At 47.6% G+C, this 22,436-nt stretch carries 16 protein-coding genes, 2 tRNA genes and 1 riboswitch; of the genes, 8 read left to right on the top strand and 10 right to left on the bottom strand.

The window, feature by feature from the left end:
- Positions 1-135: 135 nt before the first annotated feature.
- From RIC07_RS08955 to RIC07_RS08965, 3 genes are all read right to left on the bottom strand, one after another.
- Positions 136-207 (bottom strand) — tRNA-Lys (locus RIC07_RS08955).
- 68 nt (positions 208-275) lie between these two features.
- Positions 276-1,145 (bottom strand): aldose epimerase family protein, encoded by an 870-nt coding sequence (locus RIC07_RS08960; protein ID WP_446394211.1) that lies wholly within the window; start codon positions 1,143-1,145, stop codon positions 276-278.
- Positions 1,146-1,502: 357 nt separating this feature from the next.
- A complete protein-coding gene (locus RIC07_RS08965) occupies positions 1,503-1,718 on the bottom strand; it encodes a hypothetical protein (protein ID WP_006103621.1) in 216 nt (71 codons plus the stop codon).
- Between the two features lie 1,223 nt (positions 1,719-2,941).
- Between RIC07_RS08965 and RIC07_RS08970 the strand changes: the two genes are divergently transcribed.
- Entirely contained in the window at positions 2,942-3,253 is a 312-nt protein-coding gene (locus RIC07_RS08970; protein ID WP_006103541.1) for a DUF6679 family protein, read from the top strand.
- A 269-nt stretch (positions 3,254-3,522) separates the two neighbouring features.
- Here the strand turns inward: RIC07_RS08970 and RIC07_RS08975 are convergent, their stop codons facing one another.
- The 4 genes from RIC07_RS08975 to RIC07_RS08990 all read right to left on the bottom strand — a co-directional run bounded on the left by RIC07_RS08975 (position 3,523) and on the right by RIC07_RS08990 (position 8,079).
- Positions 3,523-5,160, bottom strand: a complete 1,638-nt coding sequence (locus RIC07_RS08975) for an MBL fold metallo-hydrolase (RefSeq protein WP_446394212.1) — start codon at positions 5,158-5,160, stop codon at positions 3,523-3,525.
- A 954-nt stretch (positions 5,161-6,114) separates the two neighbouring features.
- Positions 6,115-6,186: transfer RNA gene (locus tag RIC07_RS08980), tRNA-Thr, on the bottom strand.
- Between the two features lie 179 nt (positions 6,187-6,365).
- A complete protein-coding gene (locus RIC07_RS08985; RefSeq protein ID WP_446394213.1) occupies positions 6,366-7,541 on the bottom strand; it encodes a cysteine desulfurase family protein in 1,176 nt (391 codons plus the stop codon).
- A 157-nt stretch (positions 7,542-7,698) separates the two neighbouring features.
- Complete coding sequence (locus tag RIC07_RS08990; protein ID WP_446344105.1) at positions 7,699-8,079, bottom strand: DUF7682 family zinc-binding protein; 381 nt, start codon at positions 8,077-8,079, stop codon at positions 7,699-7,701.
- Between the two features lie 335 nt (positions 8,080-8,414).
- Between RIC07_RS08990 and RIC07_RS08995 the strand changes: the two genes are divergently transcribed.
- A complete protein-coding gene (locus RIC07_RS08995) occupies positions 8,415-10,043 on the top strand; it encodes a phospholipase D-like domain-containing protein (RefSeq protein WP_446394214.1) in 1,629 nt (542 codons plus the stop codon).
- A gap of 139 nt (positions 10,044-10,182) precedes the next feature.
- On the opposite strand, the gene smpB is transcribed toward RIC07_RS08995, so the two are convergent.
- Complete coding sequence (smpB, locus tag RIC07_RS09000; protein ID WP_446383164.1) at positions 10,183-10,650, bottom strand: SsrA-binding protein SmpB; 468 nt, start codon at positions 10,648-10,650, stop codon at positions 10,183-10,185.
- A gap of 134 nt (positions 10,651-10,784) precedes the next feature.
- A riboswitch (Glutamine riboswitch) is annotated at positions 10,785-10,878 on the top strand.
- 35 nt (positions 10,879-10,913) lie between these two features.
- Between smpB and RIC07_RS09005 the strand changes: the two genes are divergently transcribed.
- Positions 10,914-11,258 (top strand): DUF4278 domain-containing protein, encoded by a 345-nt coding sequence (locus tag RIC07_RS09005; RefSeq protein WP_446394215.1) that lies wholly within the window; start codon positions 10,914-10,916, stop codon positions 11,256-11,258.
- A 392-nt stretch (positions 11,259-11,650) separates the two neighbouring features.
- Here RIC07_RS09005 and RIC07_RS09010 read toward each other — a convergent pair whose 3' ends face one another.
- Positions 11,651-12,172 (bottom strand): DUF937 domain-containing protein, encoded by a 522-nt coding sequence (locus RIC07_RS09010; protein ID WP_006101236.1) that lies wholly within the window; start codon positions 12,170-12,172, stop codon positions 11,651-11,653.
- Positions 12,173-12,372: 200 nt separating this feature from the next.
- On the opposite strand from RIC07_RS09010, the gene RIC07_RS09015 reads away from it, so the two are divergent.
- Positions 12,373-13,923, top strand: coding sequence for a YcjF family protein (locus RIC07_RS09015; RefSeq protein ID WP_446394216.1), 1,551 nt, complete (start codon positions 12,373-12,375; stop codon positions 13,921-13,923).
- Between the two features lie 67 nt (positions 13,924-13,990).
- Here the strand turns inward: RIC07_RS09015 and RIC07_RS09020 are convergent, their stop codons facing one another.
- On the bottom strand, positions 13,991-14,155 hold the full coding sequence (locus tag RIC07_RS09020) for a hypothetical protein (RefSeq protein ID WP_446383158.1): 165 nt from the start codon (positions 14,153-14,155) through the stop codon (positions 13,991-13,993).
- Positions 14,156-14,421: 266 nt separating this feature from the next.
- Here RIC07_RS09020 and RIC07_RS09025 point away from each other — a divergent pair, with 266 nt between their 5' ends.
- The 4 genes from RIC07_RS09025 to ilvB all read left to right on the top strand — a co-directional run bounded on the left by RIC07_RS09025 (position 14,422) and on the right by ilvB (position 21,633).
- Positions 14,422-15,663 (top strand): pentapeptide repeat-containing protein, encoded by a 1,242-nt coding sequence (locus RIC07_RS09025; protein ID WP_446394217.1) that lies wholly within the window; start codon positions 14,422-14,424, stop codon positions 15,661-15,663.
- A gap of 271 nt (positions 15,664-15,934) precedes the next feature.
- Positions 15,935-18,304, top strand: a complete 2,370-nt coding sequence (locus tag RIC07_RS09030; RefSeq protein ID WP_446394218.1) for a transglycosylase SLT domain-containing protein — start codon at positions 15,935-15,937, stop codon at positions 18,302-18,304.
- 249 nt (positions 18,305-18,553) lie between these two features.
- Positions 18,554-19,534 (top strand): ABC transporter ATP-binding protein, encoded by a 981-nt coding sequence (locus RIC07_RS09035; RefSeq protein WP_446394219.1) that lies wholly within the window; start codon positions 18,554-18,556, stop codon positions 19,532-19,534.
- Between the two features lie 239 nt (positions 19,535-19,773).
- Positions 19,774-21,633: a biosynthetic-type acetolactate synthase large subunit gene (gene ilvB, locus RIC07_RS09040; protein WP_446394220.1), complete on the top strand. Its 1,860-nt coding sequence runs from the start codon at positions 19,774-19,776 to the stop codon at positions 21,631-21,633.
- The last annotated feature ends 803 nt before the right edge of the window (positions 21,634-22,436 follow it).

A 22,436-nucleotide genomic window follows, 5' to 3' on the forward strand; every position in this document is an offset into this window, starting at 1 on the left:
GAAACTTAATTCTTAGAATAATCTTAAGATATTTTTCAGTTTATAGGAAATTATCTCGTCAAGATTCTAAAATTAGTCTTCTTTATCAACTCCATAGTGCCTGACTATAAAGAAAAATAAATAAATATGACAAAATGGGTCGCCTGGGATTCGAACCCAAGACCAATCGGTTAAAAGCCGAGTGCTCTACCGCTGAGCTAGCGACCCAAAGTCATGCGCGTTTTCAAGCGCCGTTTTCTACAATAGCAGAAATCACCAAAAATGTAGAGTGTTTTTCAAAAAAAAGTGACGTTGAGTTGTACGGAAGTCTCCAAACTCTCTCCAGGAGCCAATTTGGTGAGATCCTCTCCCGTATTTAATGCGTTACGGGGAGCGCTCCAGGGTTCCAAACAGTAATAGTCTTTGCCTTTAACCGTCCAGAAGACTAGAGTTGAGTAGAGTTCATCATAGCTCAGGGTTAGTTTTAACCGTCGTTGCTGGTCTGTCACCGTTGCCGATTGATCGGTGACTTGGCGAAAGGCGACATCAATTTCATCCTCACTCCAATCAAAGCCGCCCGTGAAGGGGGAAACTTGTCCGGTTAGCTGATCCCGATACTCCGCCGCCGGAATCTCGAACTGGAGTTGGGTTTTATCTGAAGTTAAGAAATACGGATGCAGTCCTGTGGAAAAGGGCATCACCTCTGACGACTGATTGGTATAGTGCTGGAAAATCGTCAAGGTATTGCCCTGAAGTTGGTACGTGAAGGTGAGTTGCCAGTCGAAGGGATATACAGCGCGAGTTTGGTCATTGCTATTGAGGACTAGGGTAAGGCTAACCAAGTCATCGGTCACTCGTTCTGTGACCTGCCAGGGCAAATCGCGGGCGAAACCATGCTGTTTGAGCTGATATTGTTTGCCTTTATGGGTGTAGGTATTGTCCGGTAAGTTGCCGCAGATGGGAAACAGAATCGGGATACCCCCCCGCACACTCAAGGTCGGGTCTCGAAACCGTTCGGCATCGAAGTAGAGGATGTCCTGACCTTGAACACTCCAGTGAGAAATTAGACCGCCGCGTTCGGGAACGACTTCCAACCGAGACTGAGAGTCTTGGGCAGTGAGGATATAGGTTGAGTATTGCTCCTGTTTGAGCGCGATCGCAAACATCTGTCTGTTGATTTCCTTAATAATTGAGCGGCTGGAGTTAGCGGCACGACTAACTTTAACAAACTCTTCTCAAAAAAACGGTGCTAATTTTACAAATTCTTAACAAAAAGCCTTTAGGATAGTACATAAGCAATTCTTGTAATTGAGGGTTCAGGGGTGCCTACAGGCAGTAAGTTGGTTATAGAGTGACACACATCACTCTAAATTGCGTTGAAAATCACACCAAGCAACTGACACTTATCAAGGTCTTTAACGGGAAGATCGTCGATAGTGTTAGGAGTACCCCCTATGATTACAAATGCTTGGCTACCATGATTCTTCGCACTCTTGTCCAATCGGCTCTTAAAACCGGCTGCCTCAGCGTTGCTTCTGAGGGGCTAATTCGCCAAATTCTGGAAATAAAAGGGTATCAAACATCAGACCTTGAGGCTTTGACTGTGCTTTATGAGGCGGTGAAGTCGGGTCAAATAGAGCGGGAGGCTCATAATACTCGTTTTCTGTCATTTCCGGATCTGCACAGGCAAAGTGCTTTAACAGGCGTGTAAATCCCCCAGCTTCAACTGGGATCAACATAGAGTGATCAGTAACCAAGGATCTACAGCAGGTTTTGCCTCACGTTTCAGGGAAAAATTTGAAATCGGCTGGGCTGGAAGCCAATCAAGGGAGTCGTCTGTTAGCAAAAATCTGGATTTAAGTACCGCGAAATGGAATAGCGTTAGCTGACTTGTCCGGCGATTCATCTCACGGCGTAGTTTTTTCATTGAGTCAGTTAACGGAGTGAGGCTCAATTCCCCTATACTCCCATTCCGGCATAAAACTATGGAACTAAAATCTAGCAATGATAAGGATTTCAGCCATTAACAGTACCTAATCTTATAGTGGGAAGGGAGTAAGTTACCAGTTTAATTCCTTTCAAGTGTGATTTGTCAAGCAACAAAAGGTTGGCAAGTCGGCGGTGAAAGTAAACCCTTAACTTGATTGTGCGAGAAGTCTCCCGCCATAATCTACGATTTGGCGGCGAGATGAATCGTGCCTTGTGACCAAACTTGTTTTTATAAAGTTAGGCTTAAGAGACTTTACTATCAATTATCTTGTATCTTGATATGTTAGAGTAAAAGGAATAGGCTAGAACTCTAGCCGCAAACCGTGAAAACCAAGCGGCAAAAACAATATTCTGCCTTGGAAGGGCGGCTGCGCGGGTTCTCCCTGAGAGGAGATAAAGGTTGGATTCCAACCAGAGACGCTGAGTAAGACCAATATGCTTTCGGGTATAGCGGCTTCGGTGAATGAGACGCGAAGCCTACACCATAGCGTTAGCTTGGTGTAGGTAGTTCACACACCTACGTAGTACCTATCAGCCAGGATGTATAACCTGGATTAAAGTGCGCTAGTCTCAATGGCGAAATACACGGTTTTCTTTCCTTTGTGTGGCTTTTTACCAATGCCAATCCCTCAAATATCAGTTATTTGCTCACAGGTGAAATTGCTCTCCACCTTTACCTTGAGCCAAATTATAGCCAATGTTGTCCCAATTCCATTGAAGATCTCAAGGTTTTTTCTGTCTAGTGAAAAACATCCTGAATTGATGATTAAAATTCCGGTGAAATGCCAGCTAAACTTTTAAGCATTGACCGAGAAGTAAAACAATAGTAGGGATATCGTCGTTGACGAGGGAAAACTGAGTCACCTTATCCGAAGTTAAGCTTGGATAAAAACTGTCCCTGAATTATCCTAAAGACCGGGGCGACTTGCTCCCAGACGTATTGGAAGAGTTATCTGCTTAGGAGAAGCCAAATATGCTACACCGCAAGATTTATCAACTGTGTTGCGATGGTCGTGAGGTCTGTATTTTCTTGCGGGATCAGCAACGTTGGATTGAACGCGCTCATATTGTTGATATTGAAGGGGATTTAGTCACCATTCGCTACGAAACTGACGAAGAAGACGAAATTTGCTCCTGGGAGGAAATGGTTCGCTTAGAAAGCATCGGTTCAGTTACTCAAAAACTGGCTTCTGTGACACGAGGAAATTTTGACCCGCTCGTGTCTGACGATTGTCCAGAAGCGGAACAAATTCACCCGCGCTTCCCTGAATCGAATCAAGAGTAAAAAATTAGGCGTCATTGGTCATTGGTCATTGGTCATTGGTCATTGGTCATTGGTCATTGGTCCTTTGTTTACCCCCCGCTCCTCTGCTCCTCTAGAAGGGCGTATTTAATCTAGGGGCGGGTTTTACTACTCTCATTCAGGGTTGCACCCAGATATGAATAAACCCGCCCCGACAAAGTTGTCACCATAAGTTATAGCGCTAGGCAATAGGCAATAGCCAGCTTCCCCTGCTCCCTACCCCATCACAAGACTTATTCAGCAAAACCTAACTAAGTTTCTGGGGGAGGTGCGATCGGCTCAAACACTGGACAATATCCTTCCGGTGTCACTTTAAAGGAGTAGAGGGGAGAGGCAGAATTCCAGCAGCGCTGACCCCGTTGATGGCGACAGTTGGCACAACACTCAATATTAGCAGGCATTTTCACCGAACTGCTCTGATTAAGCAGTTCCCGTTGGGACAAGCCGCGTAACACCAGTTCCTCTCCTTGCCAACGAGCTTCCACTAAACCGGTATCCGCAAAATCTTGCCAGCGCGGGTCAGCCGCAATTGCCTCTGGTAACGTGATAGTAACCACCGTACCAAACTCGGTTAGCTCTCCTTCGTAATTGGTTTCTGGTGGTGGTGCGGGTTGGATAAATGTTTCTCCAATTGGCAGTTCAATTAGAGTTCCTGCTGATGGGGTATGGAGATGATAGCGATTTTGTAACTCTTCCAATCCAGCTAAGTCAGCTAGGTATGTAGGAGAGCCATGAACAAAAATAATATGTTGAGGACGAAGATTATGGATTAACTGAGTGGTTCCTAAACAATCACTATGCTCAGTTAACCGATACGTTTCTACATCTGTAATGTTCAAGTCAGGGGTTGGAGGCGGATATCTCAGGCGTTCGGGTTGCAGCACTGTCCAAGATGTGGGGTTAGAATGACAGTAAACCCTCAAGTCAGCCGTTTCGTCAGTCAGAACAATGCTGGTGTTTTGAGCGATCGCACTTCGTTGCTGCTCATCTAAGCGACGCACACGCGGTTTCACCCGTTCATCCCAAAACAAGGGTTGATGGCGAGCAAAGTTTTGTACCGATGGTGGGAGATGAGGTAGGAGTTCTAAGTAGGCATCGCATCCCTTGGCAACCGTACCATCCACCCAAATATCCAGATTGCGTCCAGTAAACTGGTGATGACTCCGTAGCAGCATCAAGATTTCTTGACCCAAACCCAAGGTGGGTACTGGTAGCAAAATAGAGCGATTCTCCGCCAGTGCTTGATCAATCCGTTCGACGAGTTGATTCTCTTGTTGCCGTCGATGGGGGTGTCGCGCCGTCCCATAACTTCCTTCAATAATCAAGACATCTAGGTTTGTACCTCGTAAGGCTTCAATTGACAACCCTTCAACCAACCGCGAATTTGAGATAAAGAAGTCACCCGTATACAGGAGTTGATACGTGCGATTTGGACTTGTATAGGTTAATAAAAATGCAGCAGCTCCCGGTAGATGTCCTGCGGGAAACAATTGCACGCTTAATCCTTCTCGGAATTCAATTGGCGATCGCCAAGGAAGCGCTTGACAGAATCCGGGAATTTCCTTTGGAGGTAAATGCGTCCAGTTTAGGGGTAATAGTTGAGTTGTGACTTCACTGGCGTAAATTGGTAATTGCGGAAATGCTTGGTGTAGTGCTAGCAACCCCTGGGCATGATCGCTATGGGCGTGGCTACATAAAACCACATCCGCCGGCAAATTAGCTTGAGCTTTTAGAGGCGAAATGTTTTCTAACCCACAATCGATTAGGATGCGGTGGGGTCCCATTTGCACCAACAAACAAACTCCCTCTGCACCATGACCAACACCATAGGCAAAACAGGCTAATTGATCATCCTCTGCTGAGGATGTCACTGGGCGTTGATTGCTCATGAACTTTGAGAAGACGGTTCTGCGCTTTGCCAGTTGATTGACAACCAACTCACTTGAAGAACCCTATACATCGACAATGCTTCTAAACCTTATTCCTCAGCATTTTTAGCCTAATATTTTCGGTTAACTGTCTAGAAAACCTGATTCTATCAACGAGTGTATTGACGGTATACAAACAGACGATATATGAGCAGCAGGCTACTGCTCAATATGATGTCGTAATCTGGACTAGCTTATCCCAGATTAGTGGGCTGAACCGTTGCCGTGATAGTTATCTGAATCGTAGAACCCGTTCTTAGTGCCAAAAATCAGAGCGGATACGGTAAAAAGAATGGTTAAGACCACTAAAATCAGTTTGATATCCATCTATAGTTTACTTACTTTTATCTAAAAAACAGGATCTGAAACTCTAGTGACGTACTCCTACAGTCAATCAAAGGTTAGCCCTTCGACTACGCTCAGGGCTACTTCGACTACGCTCAGGGCTAAACTGTAGGCTTCTCCTCTCCAAAAGGAGATTCGCGTTTTATAGTGAGGCGACGCCCAACCCCACTTCAAGCAATACATAGCAGCTCCTTTGTACTGCTAGGATTTTACCTACCTACAGTTAAAGTCTTTTTCTAGATAGAACCCTATATCCTAGGTTGTCTTGGTTCAATTTACTTGGGGCAATGGGTTAGCTTTGAATTAATTAACCCTTGTACACAAGTATATTATGGCGATTCGGATCACGTCAAATTGAAAATTATGACGTGAGGCTCCTCGCCTATTGATCTGAATACTTTTGACCGATCAGTATTGTGGTCTGTTTAGTATAGATATCCATTTTACCACGAAATTTTGGGTCAGGTTGAATCAGCTTTTCACGTACCAGGAGGGCAAGCCGGGAAAGCATGATGAACATACTTGCCCACCGTCCTGTAATTGACCTATCCGCACCTAGGAGTGACACTAAGCTGGTGACAAGATTTGAACTTGCGACCGGCTGATTACAAATCAGCTGCTCTACCACTGAGCTACACCAGCAACTTCGTTTAGCATAACAAATTATATCAGCAGTAGGGAAGGGTTGACACTCCCCAGCCTTTATTACCCCCTGCAAGAGGAGGCGATTGAAATCGCTGCTACACAAACTTTCGTTCGCCTGCGCGGACTGGGTTATAACGGGGGTAGCGTTCCCCGGATTTGGTATCACAACCGGATTGTCAAACGTTTAATAGTACGGGTTTTGGCAATAACCGGGCTAGAATCTGCTTGAGTACCATCACCGTCCAATCCACATCGGCTTCTGTGGTTTGTCGCCCCAACGTCAGGCGAATGCCCCTCAATGCCTCTGATTCAGAGTAGCCCATTGCCGATAAAATCGGACTGGGATTTAGTTTGCCACTATCACAGGCAGAACCCGCACTAATGCCAATCCCTGCCAGATTAAGCTGACGCACCATCGTTTTGCCTGTTACTCCCTCCAATTGAGATGCTGGGATATTGGTTAGGCAAAAACTAACATGATGAGGTAAGCGGTGTTGCAGCGAACCTGTGGGTTTTAAGTAAGGAATGTTGCTAAGTTGATTAAACAAGCGATCGCGTAACTGAATTAACCGAGGTGTTTCCGTTGCTAGTTCGGCTGTTGCTAATTCGGCGGCGATACCAAATCCTGCGATCGCGGGAACAGCCTGTGTCCCTGAACGCTGTTGCATTTCCTGTCCCCCACCCCACAATAGAGATACCAATTCAACGCCGGGACGTACATACAGCGCCCCTACTCCTTGGGGTCCATAAATCTTGTGACTTGAGATTGACAGCAAATCCACAGGTAACTGTCGTACATCAATGGGCAATCGTCCAGCTACTTGTACCGCATCGGTATGGAACAGTACCCCATGATCCTGGGCAATTTGCCCCAGTGCTTCAATGGGTTGTAACGTTCCCACTTCACTTTGACCATAGATGACGGATACTAATACTGTATTCGGTTGTAGGGCGTCTTCCAAATCACGGGGATTGACTCGCCCCTCACTATCCACCGACAATCGAGTCACTTGCCAGCCCCAGGTTTCCAACCAACGCACAGGTTGAGCGATCGCGGAATGTTCCACGCTAGAAATTACAATATGCTGGGGTGTCTTGTAGTTTTGAGCAATCCCCATAATGGCTAAATTATCTGCCTCTGTACCACCTGAGGTAAAAATCAACCCATCGGCTGGCGCATTAATTAAGCCAGCCACTTGCATTCTCGACTGTTCCACGACAGTGGCAGACCGTTGTCCCCACTCATGTAAGCTAGAGGGATTACCCCACTGCTGAGTCAATACCCCTTGCATCGCCGCGATCGCTTCTGGGCGGGGGGGTGTCGTGGCGCTGTAATCGAGATAGATTTGCATAGTTATAGTGTCATTTGTCTTTCGTCATTTGTCATTTGTCAGGGAACAGGGAATAGGGAACAGGGAACACCTCGACTTCGCTCGGTGTGTCATAGGGAACAGGTAAGGTAGAGTTTTGAGTTAACTTCCTCATCTCCCTCATCTCCCCCAGATCCCTCTACTCGCCGGGTTTATCCACATTGTAGTCCTCGTGGGACAAGACAGCGTAGGGAACTAACAAACTCCCGTAATCATGACAAATCATCCGGTAGTTACGGGTAACCGGGATACTGACAATCCAGCGATTGTGGCGTAGTCGCTTACCGCCAAACTCTCGGTAGTTCTTTTGTTCTTCCAATCCGGCAATAATCACACGGGCTTTGACCACGACATGGGTGGGCAAATCCTTTAAGTCAATGGGATCGTTGTCAAACGTAGACTCCCATTCTTGCTTTTGTTGCTTTTTAGCTTCCCGTGCCTTGTTTTCTTGCTCACATCGGTGGCAGGTTTGACCATACCCCTTATGACCGCACGGAAATGTCTTTTTTCGTCTCGACATAGAACGGTGGTATGGGTTCAAACCCTAGACGTGACCATGTTGTCTTCTTGATAGTGATTTCCCCCATTCAGGTTGTGGAAAACGTGATTGAAGTTGTCCATTGTATTTTTATGTTAGTTCAATAGGGACAAATCCTTGAGCCTTATTTCCAACTGAATCAGAAAAACACCGATCAGCCGTTTTAACCAAATGCCTCAGAGTCCCCTGTATCTTATACTTTCCTAGCTTCTCCGGCTTGTCTCAATCGATCAATTTCCATTGGCAGCCTACTAGGTTTGTGTCCCCGTAGATGATAAAAAATAATCAAAGCAATAAATGAATCTAATCGAGATTCAATGACACAATCATACTGGCATCAAGGTATCATCTGGTTTATTGTACTAACTCTGTCCGCTTGTCAACCTCCTCCAGTTCAAGTTCACCGTCCACCTCCTTTACCGCAAGATCCCTTTGTTCAGGTCTACTTTAACCATTCCCCCTCGACAACCTACAAGGAACCCTATCGCTTAGTGACTCGACCGGGCGATAATTTAGAGCAGATTATTATCCAAGCGATCGCGACGGCTCAATCCACGGTCGATGTTGCTGTCCAAGAGTTACGCTTGCCGCAAATTGCTCAAGCCTTGGTCAAACGACATCAAGCAGGGGTTAGGGTCAGGGTTATCGTAGAAAATACCTACAACCGCCCTTGGAGTGAAATCTCAGCTCAAGATATCGCTAATCTTCCGCCTCGGGAACGCGATCGCGCCCAAGAGAATTTACGGTTAATTGACCGTAATAACGATGGCAAGCTGACTCCCACTGAAATTAATCAGCGAGATGCTCTAGTTATTTTACGAAATGCTGGCGTTCCTATCCTAGACGATACAGCCGATGGCTCTAAAGGTAGCGGCTTAATGCACCATAAGTTCGTCGTTGTGGATGGATATACGGTTATGGTGACATCCGCTAACTTTACTACCAGTGATATTCATGGCGACTTTCAAGCACCGGATAGTCGGGGTAATGCCAACAATCTCCTTAAAATTGAGAGTGTGGAATTAGCCAATTCCTTTACGGAAGAATTTAACCAGATGTGGGGAGATGGACCCGGTGGCGCACCCGACAGTCGGTTTGGTCTCAAAAAGTCACAACGCCCTCCCCAACAGGTGACACTCGGAGATACCACTCTGGTGGTAAGGTTTTCGCCTACGTCACCGACTCAACCCTGGAGTCAAAGCAGTAATGGTTTCATTGATCAAATCCTGCAAAGCGCTACCCAAACCATTGAACTGGCATTATTTGTCTTTTCCGAACAGCGACTAGCAGATCAGTTACAAACTGCCCATGAACAGGGTGTCCAAGTTCAGGCGTTAATCGACCCCAGTTTTGCCTATCGCTACTATAGCGAAGGACTGGATTTATTAGGTGTGGCGCTGAGTAATCAATGTCGCTATGAAGCCCGTAATCGCCCTTGGCAAAATCCGATCGCCACAGTCGGTGTTCCCAAACTCCCATCCGGCGATCTGTTACATCATAAGTTTGGGGTGGTAGATGGAAAATTGGTAATTACAGGGTCTCATAATTGGTCAGCCTCAGCCAATACTCAAAACGACGAGACATTGTTGGTGATTAATAGTCCTTTAGTCGCCGCTCATTTTGAACGTGAATTTGAACGCCTCTACACGAATGCCATACTGGGGGTTCCGGTGGCGGTGCAGCGCAGTATTCAGAACCAGCAGCAATCCTGTCCCCAGATTACTCAGGCAAATGATCCGAACGCCCCAAGTTTTAGGGGGATAGTCAACCTCAACACCGCCACCCAGGAAGAACTGGAAACGCTACCCGGAATCGGACCCAAACTGGCTGAGCGAATTATTACCGCGCGATCGCAAAAGCCATTCACGTCATTAGCTGACCTTGACCAGGTTTCAGGTGTCGGACCTCATCTACTCCAGCAGTTAGATGGGCGAGTGACGTGGTAATCCTACCCAATTATCAGGCTATGAAATATTTTCCTTTTTGTAGGGGCGGGTTTTACCGATAACGTTCTGTCGATGTCCGACAACTTAACTAAACCCGCCCTTGTGGGGAAGCAGAGAGATAATTTTGATCGGTGGGTATTTAATAACGCTGAACGACTCGCGCCATTTCCCGCTCATCCTGACGCCGCTTAATGGTCTCACGCTTGTCGTGCAATTTTTTACCCTTACACAGACCCAGACTCACTTTCACTAAGCCTCGCTTTAAATACATTTTCAACGGCACCAGCGTTAACCCCTGTTGTTCTACCTTGCCAACGAGTTTGCTGATTTCCTGCTTGTGCAGCAACAGTTTACGGGTGCGAACTGGATCGTGATTGAAGTAGAGGCTGCTACTTTGGTACGGCGAGACATGTACGTTCAACAGCCAAGCCTCACCATTGCGAACCAGGGCGTACCCATCTCGCAAATTGACCCGACCCTCGCGAATGGACTTAACTTCTGTCCCTTTTAATTCTATGCCCGCTTCGTAAGTCTCTAAAATCTCATAGCGGAAGCGTGCTTGCCGATTATCGGCAACAACCTTGAACCCTTTACTTTGATCACTCATACTAATCACCTTAACGTCTGACACTGGAAATTGTGATGTTAGACAATCGCCCCAGAAAACCCTCCAAAGGTAAAGTTTTGTTAAAAGGTTGACAATTTCTGGAAAAACCGTAAAAATAGATACAGAACAAATGAATCGTTCATCTCTCTAGACATCAGTCAGTTAGCAATTAGCCGTGAAGGATGATTAGGGAGACGGAAGTAGGGACAACTCCCGAAGGAACGCGCCTCATCTCACTACAGTTACATTACGAGGCGAATACCATGAAACTTACTTATCGCGGTAGCAAATACGAATACAATGCCCCTACGGTAGAAACTGTCGAATCAAAGGCTGGTGGTAAGTACCGGGGTTGGGACTGGCGATTCCGCAATTTGAAAAATCCGCCAGTGTTACAACCACGAGTCAACCTGCAGTATCGCGGCGTTCGTTATCAAACACCGGGGACTGTTGCTAATAATGGTGTTGCGTCAGAAAAAGCACCCACTTTAGTGTCCAGTCAAGAGAAAGCTCGTTCTCGGATGAGCAAGCAGCAACGAGTCCTCAAAAACCGTCAGCTTTCGATGTTGTACCGTTCAGCGACAGAAGTTGGATTGGCAACTCGTTAAGGGCTGATGGCATTCCAACTGAATTAAAACTAGAGTAGAGATGTTGCATGCAACGTCTCTACTTTTTGCAGTTGGCTTTATAGCGCTACGCGCTAGGCAATGGGCAATAGGCAATGGGCAATAGTGAAGAAAAACACTGACTCATCAAGGGATTGACCCTTCGACCCTTCGGCACACTCAGGGCGTCGCTTCGCGGCAATTGAGCCTGTCGAAATTCAGGGTCAAGCGATTTAAATTTTTCTTCTTTTGTCCTAACGTGTGTGCGTAGTGCTATAAAGCTTAATCTCTAAGGGTTAATGCCACAAACAAGCCGATAACAAATCCTAAGTCTAACGTGCAGACTAGACTCGCCTAAAATAGCGCCAGATGTACGGAAGACCCCTACATACAAGCTAAGGATTCAAATAACGAGACGCCATTTGCATCGCATCAGCAATATCCACATCGCCGTCACCATCTGTATCGAGGAATGAGTTCAGCACTGGATTCGAGCCTTCAGGATTTTGGTTATTTGTTCCCGTTTTGAGTAAATTCAGCACTAAGGGAACCAACATGGGTAACAGGGATTGAATGGTAGCAGCATTGAGTCCTGTCCGTTGTTCGGCTTCCTCGACTAACTGTTGGATTTGTGGTGTATTAAAGAGTAAATTGACCGCTTGATTGTTAGCACCTGTACCACTGAATTGGTTAATAAAGGATTGTGTCTCCTGTTCTCCTTCCGCTTCTCGCTTTTGTTGCAACGCGGGACGGGCATATTTGCCAACGATAGATAAAACGGATTGAATCGTGGAGGGGTCAGCATTGGCACTTTGGCTGAGGTTTTGCACGGTACTGAGGATGCCAGCTAATTGACCAGAACTGGCTTCCTGAGAGGGGTTATTAATCGCACCGAGAATTTGGTTGAATAAACTCATCGTTTTTTGGGCTGTAAAGAGTGTCTCTAATGATAAGCATTATCCATTAAGTATAATTCGTTACTCTTGCCTCACCACACGGTAACGTGGTTTCTATTACTCGTGCTGCCAGCTCTCATTGATACTCTCCGCCCATCGCTAAACTATAGTTATCACTCTTTTGCCTTCTACCCTCTGCCCTGGAGCCTTCTGAAACCATTATGCCCCTACCCCGCCTACTGACGCTAATTATCGGTCTCAGTATTATTCTGGGGCTAATCCTGTGGCTGATTGACTCGATTAATCGACTCTATTGGTCGTTAAATTCGCCTCTACTGGCAAATTTGCTGGTTTTATTGCTAATTGTCCTACTTATCCTGTTAATTGCCACGTTTGTTTATTACGTTTGGACATTCAGCCGCCCCAAATCCTCTCGCCGACGCCGCCCAACGCCAAAAGTGCCACAGGAAAAAACGGAAGCGGCTTCTGAAACGCTAAAAGCGGTGCGACAGCAGGTGCAGAACATTCAAGATGAGGTAGCCCAGCAAGCCCTGTTGAGTCGATCGCGTGAGATTGAGGCGACGTTAGCCCGTGGGGAACTGTTGGTTGTCATCTTTGGTACGGGTTCATCGGGGAAAACCTCTCTGATTAATGCTCTCATTGGGCAGATGGTGGGTCAAGTGGGCGCACCGATGGGAACCACAGATCAGGGACAAACGTATACGTTAACGTTGAAGGGAATAGAACGGCAGATTTTGATTACCGATACACCAGGGATTTTAGAGGCGGGGGTGGTGGGTACTCAACGGGAACAACTGGCGCGACAACTTGCCACGGAAGCCGATTTATTATTGTTTGTGGTGGATAATGACTTGCGACAGTCAGAATATGAACCGTTACGTCGTCTCGCGGATATTGGTAAGCGATCGCTGTTGGTGCTGAATAAAACCGATCTCTATACCGATACGGATAAAGAAACGATTCTAGCCCGGTTACGCCAGCAGGTACGCGGCTTTATTGCTGCATCGGATGTGGTAGCCATTGCCGCCAATCCCCAACCTGTACGATTAGAAAATGGGGAAGACTTCCAACCTGACCCTGATATCATCCCCTTAATCCGCCGTCTGGCGGCGGTGCTACGGGCTGAAGGGCAAGATTTAATTGCGGATAATATCTTACTCCAGTCTCAGCGTTTAGGCGAAGACGCCCGTCGTCTGATTGATCAGCAACGGCGGCGACAGGCGGAGAAAGTGGTGGAACGGTTTCAGTGGATTGGTGCTGGGGTGATTGCGGTTACGCCGTTACCTGTCGTCGATTTATTAGCAACGGCGGCGGTTAACGCCCAGATGGTGGTGGAAATTGGTCGAATTTATGGCTGTGATTTGAATATGGAACGGGGGAGAGAATTAGCGCTGTCTCTGGGAAAAACCTTAGCCAGTTTGGGAATTGTTCAAGGGGCGATGCAACTTCTATCAAGGGCGCTACAATTTCACATCGCTACCTATTTAGTTGGCAAAGCGATTCAAGGGGTAACGGCGGCGTATTTAATCCGAATTGCTGGGAAGAGTTTTATTGAATACTTCCGTCATGACCAAGACTGGGGCGATGGGGGAATGACAGAAGTGGTGGAGCAGCAATTTCAGCTAAACCGTAAGGATGAATTTATGAAAGTATTTATTCAGGACGCGATCGCACGAGTGGTTATGCCCCTGAGAGATGCTTCCGAGGTGAAAGATTTAAGAGATTCTCAACAGGACGACTGGGAACATTAAGCTCATTTGTCATTTGTCATTTGTCATTTGTCGCAGAACAGGAAACGGGGAACATAAAATTCATTATTTACAATTCACCATTTATCACTTGAACGCCCTGTGGTAACTGACTTACCGGGGCGGGAATCATTTCTCCGCGAAAGTCCAAAAGCTGAACCAAGAGAAGGTATGCCAGTGCCAGAAGTATGGAAATGGCTCCAGTAATAATTGCCACAATTTTTGAACGATTCATTGATAAATGGTGACTGGTGATTAGAAATTGCTGATTAGGAAAAACGGGGAACAAAAAACAGGAAATAGAGAATAGGAAACATTGTGAGTGATACCATATTACGGCTAATCTAAAAGCATAAGCCGCCGCTATTCTCGTTCAATTGTTCCACTAAATGTTTTATTCTACAGCATAAGAGTTGGTCAAGTCGAAACCTTGCTGAATGCAAATTTCTATTCCACCAACGCCCGTTGTCTTATGGTTGCCCCATCCACTCGGAGGTTATGATGGCTCAGGACTACTCCGGTCAAAATTTGCAAGGTCGCTCGTTTCGAGGCAGAACTGACTTGGCAGGTGCTAATTTTAGCCACGCTGACATACGAGGCGCAGATTTTAGCAATGCTATCCTAACGGGGGCAAATTTTAGCTATTGCCAAGCGGGATTACAGCAACACTGGGCAATGATTTTATTGCTGGTTGCTTTATTTCTATCCACGCTATCGGGTTTTGTTTCCGCCTTGGCGGGTGTGATCACCGGAGCGGCGCTGATTAGTCAGAACCTGATCGAAATCTTAGCGGGTGCGTTTATTTTAATCGCTTTGGGCGTTTTTGTCAGCCTGACGATCCGCCAAGGGCTGATTATGGCGTTAGGGGTTTGGGTTGTGGCAATTGTGGTAGCGGCAATGGTGGCAGTTCTGACAGGAGCCACAGCGGTAGCGGTAACTTTAGTCGCTGCCAGTGCTTTCGCCGTCGCTGCTGCTATTGCCATGGCAGTCGTGGCAGCCGGAGCCGCCGCTGGAGCTATCGCTGCTGCTAGTGCTGTCGCCATCGTCGCCGCCGGAGCTGGTGTCGTCGCCGCCGCCGGTTCAGTGGTTGTCGTTACGGCTGGGGCATCCGTGGTAGCAGCAACCAGTGCCGCAACAGTGGCGGTGATTGTGGCGGTGGGTGTGGCTGGACTTTCTGCTTATGTAAGCTGGCGAGCCTTAATCGGGGATAAAAACTACGGCTTCATTCGTCGGGTTGCGGTTGCCTTTGCTGCGATTGGGGGAACAAATTTTCAGGGTGCCGATTTAACGGACGCGGATTTCACCCAAGCCCTGCTCAAAAGCACCAATTTTAGACAAGCCAAGGTGACGCGCACTTGCTGGTTTCAAGCCAAAAAACTTGAACTGTCCCGTGTGGGAACAACCTATTTGGATCACCCCAAAATTCGGCAATTAGTGGTTACGGGTGAAGGACAAGAGGAAAACTTCGACAATCTTCGCTTACCGGAAACGAATCTGCGGGGGGCTAATTTAGTCGCGGCGAGTTTTATCAATAGCGATCTCAGCCACGCCAATTTGCAGTCGGCTAACCTAAAGGGGGCGACGCTAAAAAACACCAATTTAGATAGTACTGATCTAATTGGGGCTTGTCTGGTGGGCGCTTATATTGAAGAATGGAAGATCACAAGGAAAACCAAATTTGATCGGGTGCAGCGTCAGTATATCGTTCGACGATTGGGTCTGAAAAAACGACCGAAACGCTAACCCTTATCCAGAAACGGTTCGGGAAACTTTCCCACCTTAACCAGAGATAAACGTACAATCAAACTGGGCAATGCCATCGTGTTCTGCCGATCTTTACCAAAAGCGGCGGGAAGCCCACCTTCTTTTAGAGGGAGGGAAAACCACTTACCGCCGAGTTCAGAATCATCGTTAATTGTGGATTAGCCATGAACCCTGAATCGGAAATCCCCCTAGTTTGGCGGGGGATGAGTTTAACCGGATCTAAGATAGATGTGCGTCACCAGGAGGTTCTATGAATAAAAGACGCGAGATTTTCGCCCCCCACAGCCGTTCAAGGCGTAGACAACGAAGACGACAAATCGCTCTAGTCGCTGGAGTCGGACTCGCAGGTCTAATTTGGGGAGGAACGCTGATAGGTGGTAAGTATACCAGGGGGCTGGGTCAATTGACCATCCGGCTGCCATTTGTGCAGCATAATTCCTTTAACCCAGAAAAACAGAGCGACACGGCGGTTTTGCGACTCGCGTCTTTACCAGCGAACCAGCGAAAAGCCAAACTTGAGGCGATCGCGCAAGGAAAAAATTCCATTGATAAGTCTCGTGCGCGTTATCTTTTGGCAGCGGATTTAATTGCACAAGACAAGGGCAAGGAGGCGCTGCCTTGGTTAGAGGGATTGGAGTTGGACTATCCTGTCCTGGGTGGCTATATCGCGGTTAAACGCGCCCAAGCTTACGAACAGATTGGTGAGAAAACCAAAGCCCTAACGGAATGGCAAAACCTGCTGCAACGTTACGCGGATCAGCCCGTGGCGGCTTATGCGCTTCATGCTCTTTTCTCCCAGGAGTCTCAGTATCAGGAAGACGAGATCAAATCATTGTCCGCCAATCCGAGTTGGCAAGAGAAAATCCAGCAGGTTTATGAACCGCCTGTTGACGATCCCAAATACTGGGAGAAAGCCGTCGCTAACTATCCATCTCATCCGTTGATTCTGGAGTTAGCAAGACAGCGCCTCCAAGAGAATCCCGATCAGCCTGAGTTGATGCTGCTATTGGCTCGATATGCCTTTGATACCCCAGAAGTCACTCCAGATGTGACACCGATCTTAGACCAATTGGTGGGAAACTACGGTAGGGCGGTTGACTCCGATAATCAACCTCTAATTAAACCAGAGGATTGGCAAATGATCGCGGTGGGCTACTGGCGAGATCGAAAATATGGTCAAGCCAGCGCCGCTTATGCCAAAGCTCCCGAAACATCCAATAATGCCTATTTAGTGGCAAGAGCCCTCAAATTTGCCCAGAAGTACGCGGACGCTAAACGGGCATACGAACAGATGGTGAGTGATTTTCCCGACGCCGAGGAAACACCCGCCGCCCTGATTGAACTGGCGCAACTGCAACCGGATATTGAGTCAGTTCCCTATCTAGACGAAGTTGTTGAACGCTTCCCGGAACGCGCCGGAGAAGCCCTTTTGGTCAAAGCGGAAACCTTGGAACGCCTAGGGAGTTATCAAGCCGCCGAGGAAGCCCGCCAACAATTGATTGATGAGTATGGTGAGTCTGACGCCGCCGCCGCCTACCGTTGGCAAGTGGCGCGATCGCACGCTGAATCCGGCAATGTCGAGGCAGCATGGGAATGGGCAAAACCGATTACCACCGAAAATCCCCATCGTTTCATCGCACGTCAGGCTGGATTTTGGGTAGGCAAATGGGCAAGGGAATTGGGACGCCGACAGGATGCCCAAGCCGCATTCGAGCAGGTGATTACCCACCACCCCCAGTCTTACTATGCGTGGCGCTCTGCCGTGCAGCTAGGTTGGGATGTGGGCGACTTTAAAACCGTCCGTCAACTTGATCCGAAACTGGTTCTGCCGAAAACCCGACCCCTGTTACCGATGGGTTCAGCCGCCCTCAAAGAACTTTATTTACTGGGTCAAGACGAAGATGCTTGGATACTTTGGAAAGCCGAATTCCAAAATCGCCTCGAACCCACCGTCGCTGAACAGTTTACCGATGGCTTGGTGCAGTTGGCAATCGGAGATTACTTGAGCGGCATTTCTACCATTGCCAGCTTAGAAGATCGGGAGACCCCCAAAGAACAAGCGCAGTACCAAGACTTACGGGAAAAATTTACCTACTGGCAAGCGCTCTATCCCTTTCCTTTCTCAGACAAGATCGCCACCTATTCCCAAAAGCGTGAACTCAATCCTCTATTGGTGACTGCCCTGATTCGCCAAGAATCTCGCTTTGAACCCGATATTCGTTCCGGCGCTGGCGCTGTGGGTTTAATGCAAATGATGCCCAGTACCGGGGAATGGGCGGCAGAAAATATTGACGTGGAGGATTATTCCCTGGAAAATCCCGACGATAACATCAAACTGGGAACCTGGTTTCTGCGAGAAGTTCACCAGTCTTATAACGACAACTCCTTACTCGCGATCGCCAGTTACAACGCGGGTCAAGGGAATTTGTCAAAATGGCTGCAACAAGACAGTGCTGGTGATCCGGATGAGTTTGTTGAATCCATTCCCTTTGATGAAACTAGAGATTATGTGAAGCAGGTGTTTGGTAACTATTGGAATTATTTACGGCTGTATGATCCCAAAGTTGCCCAGCAAGTTGCTCAACATTCTCAGAGTCAGTCAACGGCAATGCGTCGATAAGGGCGCGGGGGAGAGCTGGGGGAGCTGGGGGAGCTGGGGAAGCTGGGGGAGCTGGGAGAGCTGGGGGAGCTGGGGAAGCAGAGGAAGCTGGGGGAGCAGGGGAAGCTGGGGGAGCAGAGGAAGCAGGGGAAGCAGGGGAAGCTGGGAAGAAAACATTCAATTCATGCTTACGCTGTGTACCAGAAACAGCAATATACTGATACAGTTATAACGATAGAACTGTCAATTATGTAATTCAATTAACAGCGAATGGATTCGACTGCTGATTTGCCAGGGGCATTGACGACCCTTGACCAGAGTCCAGTTGTCGCGACTTCTGAGCTAAGGAAAGTCTATCGCACTGGCTTTTGGCTGAATCAAAAAATTGAATCACTGACAAATTGCTCTCTTTCCGTTGAACCGGGAGAGACATTTGGTTTGCTTGGTCCGAATGGAGCAGGTAAAACGACGCTATTGAAAATTTTACTGGGGATTGTCCGTCCTACCTCTGGACGGGCTTGGCTGATGGGAAAACCCATTGGCGATCGCGGAGTAAAGCAGCGAATCGGGTATTTACCAGAAAATCCCTATTTCTATGACTATCTGACAGGTTGGGAATTCTTGCAACTGACCGCTGGGTTGTTTCAAATCCCTAAAAGTCGTCAACGCCAACGCATTCCCCAATTGCTGGAATTAGTTGGATTATCGAAGTCGGCGGCAAAAAAAAAGCAGTTACGACAGTATTCTAAGGGAATGCTACAGCGCATCGGTATGGCACAAGCCCTGATCAACGACCCTGATGTCGTGTTTCTGGATGAGCCGATGTCGGGACTCGATCCCATGGGACGCTATCAGATCCGGGAAATTATTCTCTCACTTAAGGAGCAAGGTAAAACCATTTTCTTCAATAGCCACGTTTTATCGGATGTGGAGAAGATTTGCGATCGCATTGCGATTCTGGCACAGGGAGAGTTAATTTGTGTTGGCACACTGGATGAACTTTTGGGTGTGGCGACTCATTACCAAGTTCGTGGGAAAGGCGGTAACATCGACATTCTCCAACGCTGGGTTAAGGAACTGGCATTCGAGGAAGATAGCTGGTACGGTGAACTCAAAGGTGAACCCCAAGAATTTATAGCCAGTCTGCGCCTGATGGGAGCGCAATTAATCGAGATTACCCTAGCACGTTCCTCTCTGGAGGAATTTTTCATGCAACAGTTACGGCAGAGGGGGATTGAATCGAGCCATTAGTAGGGGGAGTTGGGGAAGTGTAGAGACGTGCCATGGCACGTCTGGGAGCTGGGGGAGCCAAGGACGAATAACAAATGACAAATGACGAATGACGAATGACAACTAGACAGTGATCCCAGATTTGTTTTAAACTCATAGATTATTTGCTCATTTAAAGATCTACCATAGGTCTGGTGAACCTATTGTCAGGATATACAAAACTCTTAGAAAAACCGTTAATCATTTAGTGAGGGTATCTGGTGCGTTACCAAAGTATCTCTAAAAAAGAAGTCAAACAAAAAACCGTTACCCGTCGCACGGGTGCTTACGCCCTGATGGATAGTCTGAAGCGTCATGGGGTTGACCATATTTTTGGCTATCCCGGTGGTGCAATCTTGCCGATCTACGATGAACTGTATCAGTGGGAAGAGCGCGGAGAAATGCAGCATTTCTTGGTTCGCCATGAACAGGGTGCGGCTCATGCGGCGGATGGATATGCCCGGGCAACAGGAAAAGTGGGTGTCTGTTTTGCGACATCGGGTCCTGGGGCGACAAACTTAGTTACAGGGATTGCTACCGCCCACATGGATTCGATTCCCTTGGTGGTGGTTACCGGACAGGTGACACGGGCGGCGATTGGTTCGGATGCGTTCCAAGAAACGGATATCTTTGGCATTACCCTGCCGATTGTTAAACATTCTTATGTGGTGCGTGATCCCCGTGATATGGCGTGGATTGTGGCTGAAGCGTTCCACATTGCCAATACTGGTCGTCCAGGTCCAGTGTTAATTGATATTCCCAAGGATGTGGGGCTAGAAGAATTTGACTACACCCCTGTCGATCCGGGTATGGTTAAGCTGACGGGGTATCGTCCTACGGTGAAGGGAAATCCCCGGCAAATTAATCAGGCGTTGCATCTGATCCGAGAGTCGCAGCAACCGTTACTGTATGTCGGCGGCGGTGCGATTACAGCGAATGCCCATGAGCAAGTCAAGCAATTGGCAGAAACGTTCCAAATTCCGGTCACGACAACGCTGATGGGGAAAGGGGCGTTTGATGAATCTCATCCGTTGTCGGTGGGAATGTTGGGGATGCATGGCACGGCTTATGCTAATTTTGCCGTGAGTGAATGTGATTTACTGATTGCCGTCGGTGCGCGGTTTGACGATCGCGTTACCGGGAAGCTGGATCAGTTTGCTTGCCATGCTAAGGTGATTCATATCGATATTGACCCGGCGGAAGTGGGCAAAAACCGCGCCCCCCAAGTGCCAATTGTCGGCGATGTGCAGCAGGTGCTGGCTAAGTTATTACGGCGCTACGAGGAACAGGAAATTCCGGCTAATCCGAACCAAACTCAGGCATGGCTGAAGCGAATTCAGCGTTGGCGTCAAGAGTATCCCTTAGAAGCGCCCCAGTATCCCGATACGATTTCGCCGCAAGAGGTGATTGTGGAGTTGGATCGGCAAGCCCCAGATGCTTACTACACCACGGATGTAGGTCAACATCAGATGTGGGCGGCGCAATTTCTGAAGACGGGACCGCGCCGTTGGATTTCCAGCGCAGGTTTAGGCACAATGGGATATGGAGTTCCTGCGGCTATGGGCGTGAAGGTTGCCCTACCGGATCAGCAAGTGGTTTGTGTGGCGGGCGATGCTTCGGTACAAATGAATATTCAGGAGCTAGGAACATTAGCACAGTATGGCATTAATGTCAAGACTGTGATTATTAACAACGGCTGGCAAGGAATGGTGCGCCAGTGGCAAGAGGCGTTTTTTGGACAGCGGTATTCCTCCTCGAATATGGAAATAGGAATGCCGGATTTTGTGATTCTGTCTCAAGCTTATGGGGTCAAGGGTATGGTGGTGAAGCATCGCGACGAACTCAAGGACGCGATCGCCGAAATGTTAGCGTATGATGGTCCGGTGTTGTTGGATGTCCGCGTCACCAAGAATGAGAATTGTTATCCGATGGTTGCACCGGGTAAGAGTAATGCCCAAATGATCGGATTGCCAGAACGCCGTCAGCAAGAACATGTGGCTGAGGTGGTTGATTGCAGTAACTGTGGGACTCAGAATCCCACCACGAATCAGTTCTGTCCGGTTTGTGGGACGAAACTGTAATCAGTTATTGGGAAATAATTGGATACGTTAAAAAGTCTCCTGCGATGGTGGGAGGCTTTTTTGATGTTGTTGTCTCTATTTTGGGGATACGGCTACAATCCAAAATTTACATTTACTATCAAATAGTAGAATGTTAATCATCAAGTAATCTTATAGATATAGGAATGCCTCCCAAGGTGACTTGGAAGGCAGTGTCGTTCATTATCGAAAGGAATCTCAACTCCTCTATCAGCATAATCCCTATCTGTGACAGGTTTGTCACAACGCGATGACAAGCTTGCTCGCATCATGTTGCTGAATGTCTATAACTAGCTTTTAGCCAGGGCTTCAATGCTTCTGGCACAACGCTTACCAACAACAAATCCAGGTTAGATCAATACCATTGCATTGAGGTTAAGTAGGTTGATGGAAGTAAACTCAACCATGTTAAGTTATGTTAACAAGCCTCAAACCCTTACAAATGACGAATGACGAATGACGAATGACGATCCCCACCGTTAACTTTAATTGTCCCCACCTACTTAATAGTCCTCAAATTCAATAGAATCGAGCAGGCTAATACTGATTGGGGAGATTTTCGTCATTTCCGGCGAATTTGAGAATGCATCATTCTCGATAGGCGGATAGTCGCGAAAAACCTATACAGAACTATGCAGATCTAGGCATATCTCTACATAGTCGGAACGTGCAGACCAAGACTCACCGCAGTCTACGTTAGACGGGTCATGACACCTTGATGTGAACGCCAGCATCATGCTCTATCGGATTCAGTTAAGCAATCAGTGAACAGGTTTATAGCTGTA

It is taken from the genome of Coleofasciculus sp. E1-EBD-02, assembly GCF_040218245.1.
Lineage (GTDB): Bacteria > Cyanobacteriota > Cyanobacteriia > Cyanobacteriales > Coleofasciculaceae > Coleofasciculus.

What these genes read in the sequence shown, in the direction of transcription:
- RIC07_RS09010 (WP_006101236.1), bottom strand. Translation starts at nt 12,172, where the DNA reads ATGAGTTTATTCAACCAAATTCTCGGTGCGATTAATAACCCCTCTCAG.
- RIC07_RS08990 (WP_446344105.1), bottom strand. Translation starts at nt 8,079, where the DNA reads ATGTCGAGACGAAAAAAGACATTTCCGTGCGGTCATAAGGGGTATGGT.
- RIC07_RS09005 (WP_446394215.1), top strand. Translation starts at nt 10,914, where the DNA reads ATGAAACTTACTTATCGCGGTAGCAAATACGAATACAATGCCCCTACG.
- RIC07_RS08965 (WP_006103621.1), bottom strand. Translation starts at nt 1,718, where the DNA reads ATGTTGATCCCAGTTGAAGCTGGGGGATTTACACGCCTGTTAAAGCAC.
- RIC07_RS08970 (WP_006103541.1), top strand. Translation starts at nt 2,942, where the DNA reads ATGCTACACCGCAAGATTTATCAACTGTGTTGCGATGGTCGTGAGGTC.
- RIC07_RS09020 (WP_446383158.1), bottom strand. Translation starts at nt 14,155, where the DNA reads ATGAATCGTTCAAAAATTGTGGCAATTATTACTGGAGCCATTTCCATA.
- RIC07_RS09015 (WP_446394216.1), top strand. Translation starts at nt 12,373, where the DNA reads ATGCCCCTACCCCGCCTACTGACGCTAATTATCGGTCTCAGTATTATT.
- RIC07_RS08975 (WP_446394212.1), bottom strand. Translation starts at nt 5,160, where the DNA reads ATGAGCAATCAACGCCCAGTGACATCCTCAGCAGAGGATGATCAATTA.
- RIC07_RS08995 (WP_446394214.1), top strand. Translation starts at nt 8,415, where the DNA reads ATGACACAATCATACTGGCATCAAGGTATCATCTGGTTTATTGTACTA.
- smpB (WP_446383164.1), bottom strand. Translation starts at nt 10,650, where the DNA reads ATGAGTGATCAAAGTAAAGGGTTCAAGGTTGTTGCCGATAATCGGCAA.
- RIC07_RS08985 (WP_446394213.1), bottom strand. Translation starts at nt 7,541, where the DNA reads ATGCAAATCTATCTCGATTACAGCGCCACGACACCCCCCCGCCCAGAA.
- RIC07_RS09025 (WP_446394217.1), top strand. Translation starts at nt 14,422, where the DNA reads ATGGCTCAGGACTACTCCGGTCAAAATTTGCAAGGTCGCTCGTTTCGA.
- RIC07_RS09030 (WP_446394218.1), top strand. Translation starts at nt 15,935, where the DNA reads ATGAATAAAAGACGCGAGATTTTCGCCCCCCACAGCCGTTCAAGGCGT.
- RIC07_RS08960 (WP_446394211.1), bottom strand. Translation starts at nt 1,145, where the DNA reads ATGTTTGCGATCGCGCTCAAACAGGAGCAATACTCAACCTATATCCTC.
- RIC07_RS09035 (WP_446394219.1), top strand. Translation starts at nt 18,554, where the DNA reads ATGGATTCGACTGCTGATTTGCCAGGGGCATTGACGACCCTTGACCAG.